The sequence below is a fragment of the Atlantibacter sp. MEI4A-1023 genome (genome assembly GCF_056155425.1).
On the sequence record NZ_CM149568.1, the window covers coordinates 2,048,266 to 2,060,870 of the forward strand.

Below are 12,605 nucleotides of genomic sequence, written 5' to 3' on the forward strand. Positions count from 1 at the left end.
GGCTTTTTATGAAGTTTCGTGTGGTTTTGCGCTCATCTGTCCTCCAGATTGCGCATTCCAAAAGAGAAACGCTTAACAAATTTGCAAATTATATTGGCGCGGGTGGAACGCATTTGGTACTTTCCGGCCAAAACATTCGCCGGCTCAGTATCTACAGAGTCAGGTCGCTGGGTGACGAATCCGTCGATAACGAAGAAGTAAAAAAACATCTGGCAGCGGCTATTCACTCCTGCGCTGTACAGAACTCCCTAAGGGAAAAAACAGGCCGTAAAAAGGTCTTCATTATAACGAGTGGAGTAACAACACAATGTCCATCATCACAACAAGAAGTCTGGTTGCAGCGGGTATTTTATCAGCGCTAATCGCAGGTTCGGCAATGGCTGCCGATGTGCCGGCGGGCGTTCAACTGGCAGAAAAGCAAACGCTGGTGCGTAATAACGGTTCGGAAGTGCAGTCGCTTGACCCGCATAAAATCGAGGGCGTGCCGGAGTCGAACGTTAACCGCGACCTGTTTGAAAACTTATTGATTACCGGCCCGGATGGTCATCCAAAGGCTGGCGTAGCGGAATCCTGGGATAATAAAGAGTTCAAAGTCTGGACGTTCCATCTGCGTAAAGACGCGAAATGGTCCAACGGCGACCCGGTTACCGCGCAGGACTTTGTGTACAGCTGGCAACGTCTGGCCGATCCGAAAACTGCCTCTCCTTATGAAAGTTATCTGCAATACGGCCACATCGCCAATATTGATGACATCATCGCCGGCAAAAAGCCTTCGACTGAGCTGGGCGTGAAAGCGATTGACGACAATACGCTGGAAGTCACTTTAAGCGAGCCGGTTCCCTATTTCTATAAGCTGCTGGTTCACTCATCCATGGCCCCAGTCCCGAAAGCCGTGGTAGAAAAATTTGGTGAAAAATGGACCCAGCCTGCCAATATCGTGTCCAACGGCGCGTATAAGTTAACCAGTTGGGTAGTTAACGAAAAAATGGTGCTGGAACGTAATACCCACTACTGGGATAACGCCAAAACCGTCATCGACCAGGTCACTTATCTGCCGATTTCTTCAGAAGTCACTGACGTAAACCGCTACCGCAGCGGCGAAATTGACATGACGTATAACAACATGCCAATTGAACTGTTCCAGAAACTGAAAAAAGAGATCCCCAACGAAGTTCACGTCGACCCCTATCTGTGCACCTATTACTACGAAATCAACAACCAGAAAGCGCCGTTTAACGATCCGCGCGTTCGCGCCGCGCTGAAGCTTGGCCTTGACCGCGACATTATCGTTAATAAAGTGAAAAATCAGGGCGATTTGCCAGCCTTCGGCTATACCCCGCCTTATACCGATGGCGCGAACTTTACCAAGCCGGAGTGGTTTGGCTGGACGCAAGAGAAGCGTAACGAAGAAGCACGTAAACTGTTAGCCGAAGCGGGTTACACCAAAGATAAGCCGCTGACCTTCAACCTGCTGTACAACACCTCCGATCTGCATAAGAAACTGGCCATCGCCGTGTCGTCAATCTGGCAGAAAAACATTGGCGTCAACGTTAAGCTGGAAAACCAGGAGTGGAAAACCTTCCTGGATACCCGTCATCAGGGCAACTATGACGTAGCGCGTGCTGGCTGGTGTGCGGATTACAACGAACCGACGTCGTTCCTGAATACCATGATGTCTACGAGCTCAAACAACACCGCGCATTATAAGAGCGACGCGTTTGACAAGATTATGGATGAAGCGATTAAGGCCACCGACGAGGCGCAGCGTACCGAGTTTTATAACAAGGCTGAGCAACAGCTGGATAAAGACTCGGTCATTGCGCCGGTGTTCTATTACGTGAACGCCCGCCTGGTGAAACCCTGGGTCGGTGGTTATACCGGTAAAGACCCGCTCGATAATATCTATGTGAAAGATCTGTATATTATCAAACATTAATGGCAATGCGTGGGGCAGGGACGGACGTTGTTTTTGAATAAACGGTTTTCCTTGCCCCACTGTGTCTGTTTTTAGCGCACTACAAAGGCACACGCCAGAAGGTACGGGCAATGTTAAAATTCATTCTACGTCGTTGTCTGGAAGCGATTCCGACGCTATTTATTCTTATTACGATTTCCTTTTTTATGATGCGTCTCGCGCCGGGGAGTCCGTTTACCGGCGAGCGCACCCTCCCGCCAGAGGTCATGGCGAATATTGAAGCAAAATACCATCTGAACGATCCCATCCTGACCCAGTACTTCAGTTATTTGAAGCAACTGGCGCACGGGGATTTCGGCCCATCGTTTAAATATAAAGATTATTCGGTTAACGACCTGGTCGCGACGTCGTTTCCGGTGTCCGCCAAACTGGGCGCAGCCGCATTTTTCCTGGCGGTGTTTTTAGGCGTCAGTGCGGGGGTGATTGCGGCGCTGAAGCAAAACACCAGATGGGATTATACAGTGATGGGCTTCGCCATGACCGGGGTAGTGATACCCAGCTTTGTGGTGGCACCATTGCTGGTCTTGATCTTCGCCATTACGCTGAAGTGGCTGCCGGGCGGCGGCTGGAACGGCGGGGCGCTGAAATTTATGATCCTGCCGATGGTGGCGCTGTCGCTGGCCTACATCGCCAGCATTGCACGTATCACCCGGGGTTCGATGATTGAAGTCCTGCACTCTAACTTTATTCGTACCGCCCGGGCCAAAGGCCTGCCGATGCGCCGCATCGTGCTGCGTCACGCCCTGAAGCCCGCCTTATTGCCGGTGCTCTCCTATATGGGGCCCGCGTTTGTGGGGATCATTACCGGTTCGATGGTTATCGAAACGATTTATGGCCTGCCGGGTATCGGCCAGCTGTTCGTTAATGGCGCACTGAACCGCGATTACTCGCTGGTGCTGAGCCTGACCATTCTGGTAGGCGCGCTGACGATCCTGTTCAATGCCGTGGTTGATGTGCTGTACGCCGTCATCGACCCGAAAATCCGTTATTAACGCTGAGGTACGCCATAATGTTGAGTAAGAAAAACAGCGAGGCGCTGGAAAACTTCAGTGAAAAGCTGGACGTGGAAGGCCGCAGCCTGTGGCAGGACGCGCGCCGTCGTTTTATGCATAACCGGGCGGCGCTGGCCAGCCTGGTGGTACTGTTGTTGATTGCACTGTTCGTCACCCTGGCACCGATGCTGTCGCAGTTTACCTACTTTGATACCGACTGGGGCATGATGTCGAGCGCACCGGATAGGGAGTCCGGCCACTATTTCGGCACCGACTCATCGGGGCGCGATTTGCTGGTGCGCGTCGCTATCGGCGGGCGCATTTCGTTGATGGTAGGGATTGCCGCCGCGCTGGTGGCGGTGCTGTTGGGTACGCTTTACGGTTCGCTGTCGGGCTATCTCGGCGGGAAAGTCGATTCGGTGATGATGCGCTTGCTGGAAATACTTAACTCATTCCCGTTTATGTTCTTCGTGATCCTGCTGGTGACCTTCTTTGGCCAAAACATCCTGCTGATCTTCGTCGCTATCGGCATGGTGTCCTGGCTGGATATGGCGCGTATTGTGCGTGGCCAGACGTTAAGCCTGAAGCGCAAAGAATTCATTGAAGCTGCCCAGGTTGGCGGCGTCTCTACGGCAAATATCGTCGTTCGCCATATCGTGCCGAACGTGCTGGGCGTGGTGGTGGTGTATGCGTCACTGCTGGTGCCGAGCATGATCCTGTTTGAATCTTTTCTGAGCTTTCTCGGTTTAGGTACCCAGGAGCCGTTAAGCAGTTGGGGCGCATTGCTGAGCGATGGGGCGAACTCGATGGAAGTTTCTCCGTGGCTGCTGCTGTTCCCGGCCGGTTTTCTGGTGATTACCTTGTTCTGCTTTAACTTTATCGGCGATGGCCTGCGTGATGCCCTCGACCCGAAAGATCGCTAAGGAGCGCCCTGATGAGCACCAATGAAAAGGCTATGAGCCAGGCGCTGTTAGACGTGAAAGATTTACGTGTGACGTTCAGCACCCCGGACGGTGATGTAACGGCGGTGAACGATCTCAACTTCAGCCTCAACGCGGGCGAGACGCTGGGTATTGTCGGCGAATCCGGCTCCGGTAAATCACAAACTGCATTTGCGCTAATGGGCCTTTTAGCGGCCAATGGCCGTATCGGCGGTTCCGCTACCTTTAACGGCAGAGAAATTCTGAACCTGCCGGAGCGCGAGCTTAACCGCCTGCGCGCCGAGCAAATCTCGATGATTTTCCAGGATCCGATGACCTCGCTGAACCCCTATATGCGGGTAGGTGAGCAGTTGATGGAAGTGCTGATGCTGCATAAGGGCATGGGCAAAGCCGAAGCGTTCGAAGAGTCGGTGCGCATGCTGGATGCGGTGAAAATGCCGGAATCCCGCAAGCGGATGCGCATGTTCCCGCACGAGTTTTCCGGCGGGATGCGCCAGCGCGTGATGATCGCGATGGCCTTGTTGTGCCGTCCAAAACTGCTGATTGCCGATGAGCCGACAACGGCGCTGGATGTCACGGTACAGGCGCAAATCATGACGCTGCTGAACGACCTGAAGCGCGAATTTAACACCGCCATCATCATGATCACCCACGATCTCGGTGTGGTAGCGGGGATTTGCGACAAAGTGCTGGTGATGTACGCCGGGCGCACCATGGAATATGGCCGCGCGCGCGATGTGTTCTACCAGCCAGCGCATCCGTACTCTATCGGTTTGATTAATGCGGTTCCGCGCCTCGACGCCGAAGGGGAGTCGCTGATGACCATTCCCGGCAACCCGCCGAACCTGCTGCGTTTGCCGAAGGGTTGCCCGTTCCAGCCGCGCTGTCCGCATGCTATGGAGATATGCAACACCATGCCGCCACTGGAGCGATTTGCCGAAGGGCGTTTGCGCGCCTGCTTTAAACCGGTGGAGGAACTGGTATGAACGCTGTGACTCAGGAAAGAAAAGTTCTGCTGGAAATCGCCGATCTTAAAGTGCATTTCGAGATCAAAGACGGCAAACAGTGGTTCTGGCAGCCGCCGAAAACCCTGAAAGCGGTGGATGGCGTCACGCTGCGTTTGTACGAAGGCGAAACGCTGGGGGTAGTCGGGGAATCTGGCTGCGGTAAATCTACCTTCGCGCGGGCGATTATTGGTCTGGTTAAAGCCACCAGCGGCCGCGTGGCGTGGCTCGGTAAAGACCTGATGGGGTTAAACCCGCAGGAGTGGCGCGACGTGCGCAGTGATATCCAGATGATTTTCCAGGATCCGCTGGCGTCACTGAACCCGCGTATGAATATCGGCGATATCATTGCCGAACCGCTGCGCACCTATCATCCGAAAATGCCGCGCCAGGAAGTGCAGGACCGGGTGAAAGCCATGATGATGAAAGTGGGGCTGTTGCCGAACCTGATTAACCGCTACCCGCACGAGTTTTCCGGCGGTCAGTGCCAGCGTATCGGCATTGCGCGCGCGTTGATCCTGGAGCCGAAGCTGATTATCTGCGACGAGCCGGTTTCCGCGCTGGATGTGTCGATTCAGGCGCAGGTGGTAAACCTGCTTCAGAAACTGCAACGCGAAATGGGATTGTCGCTGATTTTTATCGCTCACGACCTGGCGGTGGTGAAACATATTTCCGATCGCGTACTGGTGATGTACCTGGGTCATGCGGTAGAGCTTGGCACTTATGACGAGGTTTACCACAATCCGCTGCACCCTTATACCAAAGCGCTGATGTCGGCGGTGCCGATCCCCGACCCGGACCTGGAGAGAAATAAGCAAATTCAGCTGCTGGAAGGGGAATTACCGTCGCCGATTAATCCGCCGTCGGGCTGCGTGTTCCGTACCCGTTGCCCGATTGCCGGGCCGGAATGCGCGAAAACCCGTCCGATGTTGGAAGGCAGCTTCCGTCATGCGGTTTCTTGTCTGAAGGTTGACCCGCTGTAAGGGCCAGCCGGGTGTTTATCTGAAGCCATAAATATCAAGACCGCTTTCCGGCATTATGCCAGGATCTCAGGGCCAGCAATCGCTGGCCTTTTTTATCAAGAGAGTGTGGAAATGGCGATGCTGCGCTCGCGTCTCTATTACCGGTTATTCGATCAACGTACCCGCAGCGGCCGGCGCTTTGAAGCGCTGTGCGGTTTTATCGCGCTGCTTAGCGTGGTTGTGGTATTTATCGAATCCGGTTTTGGCACCCAATATCATCCTTCCGGCTACCAGCGGATGATCTTTGTTGGTCTGGAAATTGGCTTTACGCTGCTGTTCACCGCCGAATATTTACTGCGGCTCTGGGTATGGCCCAATCCGGCCCGCTATGCGTGGAGCGTTTGGGGCATTATCGATTTACTGACGCTGCTGCCGCTCTACGTACTGCTGCTGTGGCCGGAGTTTGCACTGAGCTATGTCTATCTCTGGCGGGCCATGCGGGCTATCCGGGTATTCCGTATCCTGAAACTGCTGCGCATTATGCCTGCGGTAAATAGTCTGTGGCGTTCGGTGGTCAATGCCCGGCATCAGTTGATCCTGTTTTACAGTTTTATTGGCATTGTGATGGTGATTGCCGGGGCGCTGATGTACGGCATTGAAGGGCCAGAAAGCGGCTTTAAAACGCTGGGGACGGCGGTGTACTGGGCAGTGGTGACGGTTACCACTGTAGGTTATGGCGATATTACGCCGCAAACCGCTGCCGGACGGCTGGTGGCGTCGCTGCTGATCTTAATCGGTTATTCCGTTATCGCCATCCCCACCGGGATCCTGACCGCGCAAATGACCACGGAATTGCAAAACCGAAATAAAGCGCGGGTTTGCCCAACATGTAAAACACAGGGCCATGAGGTGACGGCGAAATATTGCAATAAATGCGGCGGAGCATTACCAAAAATCGATGAATAAGACGCGGCGGACGCCGCGCCAGATTATTCACGCCACAGGATATGACAGAATTTATGATCTTTTTCGCGGCACAGCAGAACGCGGGCAAATACATCGGTGATTTCACCGTCTTCGCTATCCGCCAGGCCAATCACCACTTCGGAGAAGAAATCAGGATTTAAATCGAAATCCACATGCTGTTCCCATTCCTGGGACGGGTCGAAAAGCTCTGCGCCGCCGCGCTCTTCGAACTGCAAATTAAACAGAATAATATCGGCCGGATCGAGGTTATCCGCCGCCAGCTCGAGAAAAATATCGTATGCCTGATCCAGCGTTTCGTCTTCCGTCAGGCGATTATTCAGATCCATTTCCATCATCACTACCTTGATTGATTCATTGAGGCCCGTTTTACAGCAACGGGCTAAAGAAGTAAAACAAACGCTCGGTGATCCGTTGCCATAACGGGCGTTTTACCCACAAACGCACGTCCAGCAACCGGGAGCGTGAAATATAATCGTCCTGCACGGCGGCTAAATCGGCGGCGAAACCCGCGTCGTCGATCACCAGCGTGATTTCAAAATTGAGCCACAGGCTGCGCATATCCAGATTGACGGTTCCCACCAGGCTTAATTGCCCATCCACCAGTACGCTCTTGGTATGCAGCAGGCCGCCTTCAAACTGGTAAATTTTCACCCCGGCGGCCAGTAGCTCGGTAAAGAAGGCGCGGCTGGCCCAGCCCACCAGCATCGAATCATTTTTGCGCGGCAGAATAATGCTCACATCCACGCCGCGCTGCGCAGCGGTGCAAATCGCGTGCAGCAAATCATCCGACGGCACAAAGTAGGGCGTGGTCATAATCAGGTATTCCCGTGCGGCATACACCGACGTTAACAGCGCCTGGTGAATCAGATCTTCCGGGAAGCCCGGCCCGGAGGCGATGGTCTGTATCGTATGCCCGCTGGCCTGCTCAAACGGCATAATATTGAGATCCGGCGGGGGCGGCAGCAGGCGCTTACCGGTTTCGATTTCCCAGTCGCAGGAATACACAATGCCCATCGCGGTCGCGACCGGGCCTTCCATGCGCGCCATTAAATCCACCCACTGGCCCACGCCGGCATCCTGTTTAAAAAAGCGCGGATCAACCAGGTTCATACTGCCGGTATAAGCGATGTAGTTATCGATCATCACCATTTTGCGATGCTGGCGTAAATCCATGCGGCGCAGGAACACACGCATCAGGTTTACTTTTAACGCTTCCACCACTTCCACGCCTGCATTGCGCATCATCGCCGCCCAGGGACTGCGGAAAAACGTCACGCTGCCGGCGGAATCCAGCATTAAGCGGCAATGCACGCCGCGCCTTGCCGCCGCCATTAATGACTCCGCGACCTGATCGGCCATGCCGCCCGGTGCCCAGATATAAAAAACCATCTCAATATTGTGGCGGGCGAGCTGGATATCGCGGATGAGCGCCTGCATTACATCGTCGGAATCCGTCAGTAACTGAAGTTGGTTGCCTTTAACGCCGCTGATGCCCTGACGCCGTTCACACAGCTGGAAAAGCGAGCTCGCCACCTCACTGTTCTCTTCGGCGAAGATATGTTTGCAGGCTTTTAATTCATGCAGCCATTTTGCCGTAGAAGGCCACATCGCGCGGGCGCGCTCGGCCCGGCGTTTACCGAGATGCAGTTCGCCGAACGATAAATAAGCGATGATTCCAACCAGCGGAAGAATATAAATAATCAGCAGCCAGGCCATGGCGGAGGGAACGGCGCGGCGTTTCATCAAAATACGCAGTGTCACACCGGCAATAAGCAGCCAATAACCCAAAAACACCAGCCAACTCATCACGGTGTAGAAAGTCGTCATATCCTGAAAATCCTTTTGATTCGCTGTCTTATGAGTGTACGCACAAGTCGCCATCCATCAAACAGAAAATGCGCCAGAAAACCCCTATGAAGCCACCCGGAAGGGTCTATAATGACGCGTCTGTTCTTATCAAGAGTAGTAGTCATGAGGCGTAGTAGAACTGAGGTTGGGCGCTGGCGGATGTTACGCCAGACTCAGCGGCGCAAATCGCGCTGGCTGGAAGCGCAGTCGCGACGCAATATGCGGATCCACGCCATCAGAAAGTGCATTGTTAATCGTCAACGCGGCACTTTACTGTTTGCAATCCACGCGATGTAAGCGCAAAAAAAGAGGGCACCGCATGCGGTGCCCAATGATTTTTTACTCGTCTGCTCAGAAAACCTTTTTGTACGGCTTCACCGAAACGGTTTTATATACGCCTGCCGCGATATAAGGATCTGCCTGGGCCCAGGCCTCGGCATCTTCGAGCGATTCGAATTCAGCGATAACCGTTGAACCGGTAAAACCCGCAGCGCCAGGTTCATTGCTGTCGACAGCCGGCATCGGCCCGGCGGTCAGCAATTTCCCTTCATCCCGCAGCAATTGCAGACGAGCCAGGTGAGCAGGGCGCACCGACAAACGTTTTTCCAGAGAATCAGCATTATCTTCAGCGTAAATCACGTAAAGCACAGGCAGAGTTCCTTTAAAAATCGTAAGAGCGTTTACGGTATTGGAAAGTGCCTGATCCTGCAACGTAAAGATAAACTCCCTGCTAATTCCTTAACATATTCCGGGTGTTTTTGAGGTTTGCCAGACGAGATTTACATCAATGGGTGATGCGTTGTTGAATATGATTGCTATTTGCATTTAAAATCGACCCATTGCTCATTTAACGAAATTGCTATGACTTCAATGACCCTCGATTTACCTCGTCGTTTTCCATGGCCAACGCTGCTGTCAGTGGCGGTACATGGTGCCGTAGTGGCGGGGCTACTTTATACCTCGGTACATCAGGTTATTGAATTGCCTGCGCCGTCGCAGCCTATCTCCGTGACAATGGTTGCGCCGGAAGTGCTTGAGCCGCCGCAGCCGGTGGTCGAGCCGCCACCACCGGAACCGGTGGTTGAACCGGAGCCAGAGCCTGAACCGCTGCCGGAGCCACCGAAAGAAGCGCCGGTGGTGATCCACAAACCCGAGCCGAAGCCGAAGCCAAAACCGAAGCCTAAGCCAGTGAAAAAAGTGGAAGAGCAGCCGAAGCGCGAAGTGAAGCCCGCCGAGCCGCGCGCCGCCTCGCCATTCGAGAATAAAACGCCGGCGAAAACGGTGACAAACCGTCCGGCTGCGCCTGCGCCTGCCGTGGTCGCGCCGTCAGGTCCCCGCGCGGTGAGCCGCAACCAGCCGACCTATCCGGCGCGTGCCTTTGCGCTGCGGATGGAAGGTAATGTCCGGGTGAAATTCGACGTGGGTGCCGATGGCCGGGTAGATAACATCCAGGTGTTGTCTGCCAAACCCACCAACATGTTCGAGCGAGAAGTGAAAAACGCGATGCGCAAATGGCGCTATGAGCCGGGTAAACCGGGTAATGGGCTGGTGGTGAACATTGTGTTCCGCATCAATGGCGGCGCGACGGTGGAATAACCCTCTCCATAAATAAAAAGCACGCCATCTGGCGTGCTTTTTTTACTTTAAGGTGGGTAATGGTCGGGGTTTCCCCTGTTCGTCCACCGCGACATAAATAAACAGCGCTTCGGTGGCTTTATAACGCTGGCCGATAGGTTCGGAAGAGACTTTCTTCACCCACACTTCCACGTTAATGGTCACTGAGGTGTTGCCGCGCTTGATACAACTGGCGTAGCAGCAGACGACATCGCCTACCGCGACCGGGCGCAGAAAGGTCATCCCGTCAACGCGCACGGTCACCACGCGGCCATGCGCCTGCTCTTTCGCCATAATTGCGCCGCCAATATCCATTTGCGACATCAGCCAGCCGCCAAAAATATCCCCGTTGGCGTTGGTATCCGCTGGCATCGCCAGCGTACGTAATACCAGTTCCCCCTGCGGCGCAGCTTGCTCATTACTCATTTTTTCTCTTCCTGAGGCATATGGCGGTAAATATAAATCCCGCTTAACAGCGTGAACACCAGGGTTAACGCCGTCAGGCCAAAGACTTTGAAATTGACCCACACGCTTTGCGGCAGCCAGAACGCGATATAAATATTGGCGAGGCCACAGGCAATAAAGAACAGCGCCCAGGCGATATTCAACCGCGACCACACCGTCTGCGGCAGCGTCAATTCTTTGCCAAGCATACTTTGGATCAGGGGCTTTTTCATGATCCACTGGCTAATCAGCAAGGCGCTGGCAAACAGCGCGTAAATCACGGTGACTTTCCATTTAATAAATTCATCATTGTGGAAAAACAGCGTCAGGCCGCCAAATACCGCCACCAGAACAAAGGTAATTAATGCCATTTTTTCAATCTTGCGGTATTTAAACCAGCTATAAACCAGCACCACGGCGGTGGCGACAATCAGCGCCGCGGTTCCGGCATAAATGTCGTAAAGCTTATAAAACGCAAAGAAGACAATCAGCGGTAAAAAGTCGAGAAACTGCTTCATAATCGATTCCGTAACGAAAGGCTCCTGACTATAACGCAACAGCCAGGAGCAGGGACAGGTTATTGGCGTAACAGCATGTACAGGCGATAAAGATAGATTAGCAGCAGCGCTGAAATTAAATTGCTCAGCGTGTTCGCCACAATCGCACCCACCTGGGGAGTCAGCGCCGCAAAGCCGGAGGCCATCAGCAGCAGGGCAGTTTTCGCCAGCAGCCAGCTCATCACCGCCGGAGCGACCAGGCGCATATTGCTCCAGGCCAGGCGCATACTGTTACGCATCGCCTGGAAAATACCCACTTTATCCTGCACCAGCATGATCGGCGCCAGCGAAAGCACAATCGCCAGAATCACGCCCGGCAAAACGATCAGCATAATGCCGATTTGCACTAAGAGCGTGGTCAGTAAAATCAGCAGAAACATGCGCGGCAAAACCGGCGCGCTGGCACCAATCGCGCGCAGGGCGCTCACCGGTTGTCCGGCGGAAACCATCTGGATCAGCAATAAAATGCCGCCCGCGAGGATCGCGTTCCCGAACAGGCCGGAAAACGTCGACACCGCTGAGGCGCGCAGTAACACCTGTTGCTGCTCTGGCGTCATATTTTGCACCAGTTCAAACAGCCCAACGCTCCCGGTTAAATTATCGCCCTCGCTAAGAATCGACAGCTGTTCTTCGCTGGGTGAAAAGGCATGCCCAAAAAGAACGGTAATAAAGGCACATAACAGCGCGATCAGCAGAATAGTAACCAGCTGATTGCGAAAAAAATTCCCCGTGTCACGGTAAACGGATTTTGCCGTGATAGACATGCACTCTCCTTGAGTTGATTGCCGTATTAATCTGGCGGCAATTGTAACCTGGATGGGCTGTCACTTGCAGCACTGTGAATGGTCAAGCTCAGTAAATCTGTACCATACAGCGGCGGCAAACCGTAATGGGCGCGGGCGCGGTTACAGGCGTCTTCGGTGACGCCGTTTTCACCCGACTGGGTAAATTCCCGGCACGGAGAAGGCCGCTGCTGATAAATCGCACAGCTCACGTTAATCCCCGGTTCACCCCGGAGCGCCACGCAACGGATCTGGCGCTGGTTGGTGCCGCGCATGCAGCGAAGAAAAGGGCTGACAGGCTCCGTCAGTTCAGCAGGGACCAGACCCCCGGCATCATCGGCTTCCGCCCAGTAAAAAGAGACACGAAAAAACGCACAACAGGCACCGCAAGACAAGCATTCATTACTCATCGTACACCCGCACTCAACGCATTCGCTTAAAGAGGAGTTATCACGTTAGCCAGCCTTAACGGTGCACGCAAGATGTTAAAAATAAATTT

At 53.9% G+C, this 12,605-nt stretch carries 16 protein-coding genes; 9 read left to right on the forward strand and 7 right to left on the reverse strand.

All coding sequences use genetic code 11. The annotated features are described in order from the left end of the window. Positions 1–8: 8 nt before the first annotated feature. The 7 genes from ACVV26_RS09920 to ACVV26_RS09950 all read left to right on the forward strand — a co-directional run bounded on the left by ACVV26_RS09920 (position 9) and on the right by ACVV26_RS09950 (position 6,840). A complete protein-coding gene (locus ACVV26_RS09920) occupies positions 9–362 on the forward strand; it encodes a hypothetical protein (protein WP_474801277.1) in 354 nt (117 codons plus the stop codon). Continuing rightward, positions 308–1,936: an oligopeptide ABC transporter substrate-binding protein OppA gene (gene oppA / locus ACVV26_RS09925; protein ID WP_474801279.1), complete on the forward strand. Its 1,629-nt coding sequence runs from the start codon at positions 308–310 to the stop codon at positions 1,934–1,936. Before ACVV26_RS09920 ends, oppA begins: the two co-directional genes overlap by 55 nt. A gap of 110 nt (positions 1,937–2,046) precedes the next feature. Further along, entirely contained in the window at positions 2,047–2,967 is a 921-nt protein-coding gene (gene oppB / locus ACVV26_RS09930) for an oligopeptide ABC transporter permease OppB (RefSeq protein ID WP_312978862.1), read from the forward strand. Positions 2,968–2,981: 14 nt separating this feature from the next. After that, on the forward strand, positions 2,982–3,890 hold the full coding sequence (oppC, locus tag ACVV26_RS09935; RefSeq protein ID WP_312978865.1) for an oligopeptide ABC transporter permease OppC: 909 nt from the start codon (positions 2,982–2,984) through the stop codon (positions 3,888–3,890). Between the two features lie 11 nt (positions 3,891–3,901). After that, positions 3,902–4,894, forward strand: coding sequence for an ABC transporter ATP-binding protein (locus tag ACVV26_RS09940; protein WP_474801280.1), 993 nt, complete (start codon positions 3,902–3,904; stop codon positions 4,892–4,894). Next, entirely contained in the window at positions 4,891–5,895 is a 1,005-nt protein-coding gene (gene oppF / locus ACVV26_RS09945) for a murein tripeptide/oligopeptide ABC transporter ATP binding protein OppF (RefSeq protein WP_474801281.1), read from the forward strand. Before ACVV26_RS09940 ends, oppF begins: the two co-directional genes overlap by 4 nt. Before the next feature lie 111 nt (positions 5,896–6,006). Further along, complete coding sequence (locus tag ACVV26_RS09950; protein ID WP_474801282.1) at positions 6,007–6,840, forward strand: ion transporter; 834 nt, start codon at positions 6,007–6,009, stop codon at positions 6,838–6,840. 23 nt (positions 6,841–6,863) lie between these two features. On the opposite strand, the gene ACVV26_RS09955 is transcribed toward ACVV26_RS09950, so the two are convergent. Together ACVV26_RS09955 and cls are read right to left on the reverse strand one after the other, a co-directional pair. Further along, positions 6,864–7,193 (reverse strand): HI1450 family dsDNA-mimic protein, encoded by a 330-nt coding sequence (locus ACVV26_RS09955; protein WP_183171560.1) that lies wholly within the window; start codon positions 7,191–7,193, stop codon positions 6,864–6,866. A 34-nt stretch (positions 7,194–7,227) separates the two neighbouring features. Further along, complete coding sequence (gene cls, locus ACVV26_RS09960; RefSeq protein WP_474801284.1) at positions 7,228–8,688, reverse strand: cardiolipin synthase; 1,461 nt, start codon at positions 8,686–8,688, stop codon at positions 7,228–7,230. Positions 8,689–8,832: 144 nt separating this feature from the next. Between cls and ACVV26_RS09965 the strand changes: the two genes are divergently transcribed. Next, positions 8,833–9,006 carry a YciY family protein gene (locus ACVV26_RS09965; protein ID WP_312978877.1) on the forward strand — a complete coding sequence of 58 codons (174 nt, stop codon included), beginning with the start codon at positions 8,833–8,835 and terminating at the stop codon, positions 9,004–9,006. A 54-nt stretch (positions 9,007–9,060) separates the two neighbouring features. On the opposite strand, the gene ACVV26_RS09970 is transcribed toward ACVV26_RS09965, so the two are convergent. Then, complete coding sequence (locus ACVV26_RS09970; protein WP_254488415.1) at positions 9,061–9,357, reverse strand: YciI family protein; 297 nt, start codon at positions 9,355–9,357, stop codon at positions 9,061–9,063. Between the two features lie 213 nt (positions 9,358–9,570). On the opposite strand from ACVV26_RS09970, the gene tonB reads away from it, so the two are divergent. Next, complete coding sequence (gene tonB / locus ACVV26_RS09975; protein ID WP_474801286.1) at positions 9,571–10,305, forward strand: TonB system transport protein TonB; 735 nt, start codon at positions 9,571–9,573, stop codon at positions 10,303–10,305. Between the two features lie 42 nt (positions 10,306–10,347). Here tonB and yciA read toward each other — a convergent pair whose 3' ends face one another. Genes yciA through ACVV26_RS09995 form a run of 4 tightly spaced genes read right to left on the reverse strand, consistent with a single transcriptional unit; the run spans position 10,348 to position 12,516 of the window. After that, positions 10,348–10,749: an acyl-CoA thioester hydrolase YciA gene (gene yciA / locus ACVV26_RS09980; protein ID WP_474801288.1), complete on the reverse strand. Its 402-nt coding sequence runs from the start codon at positions 10,747–10,749 to the stop codon at positions 10,348–10,350. Continuing rightward, the gene (locus ACVV26_RS09985) at positions 10,746–11,285 is read right to left on the reverse strand and encodes a septation protein A (RefSeq protein ID WP_474801289.1); all 540 of its coding nucleotides are present in this window, start codon (positions 11,283–11,285) and stop codon (positions 10,746–10,748) included. The genes yciA and ACVV26_RS09985 overlap by 4 nt, the downstream gene beginning before the upstream one ends. A 59-nt stretch (positions 11,286–11,344) precedes the next feature. Further along, positions 11,345–12,088: a YciC family protein gene (locus tag ACVV26_RS09990; protein ID WP_474801290.1), complete on the reverse strand. Its 744-nt coding sequence runs from the start codon at positions 12,086–12,088 to the stop codon at positions 11,345–11,347. Positions 12,089–12,114: 26 nt separating this feature from the next. Further along, positions 12,115–12,516, reverse strand: coding sequence for a YkgJ family cysteine cluster protein (locus tag ACVV26_RS09995; RefSeq protein ID WP_474801291.1), 402 nt, complete (start codon positions 12,514–12,516; stop codon positions 12,115–12,117). Positions 12,517–12,605 lie beyond the last annotated feature (89 nt).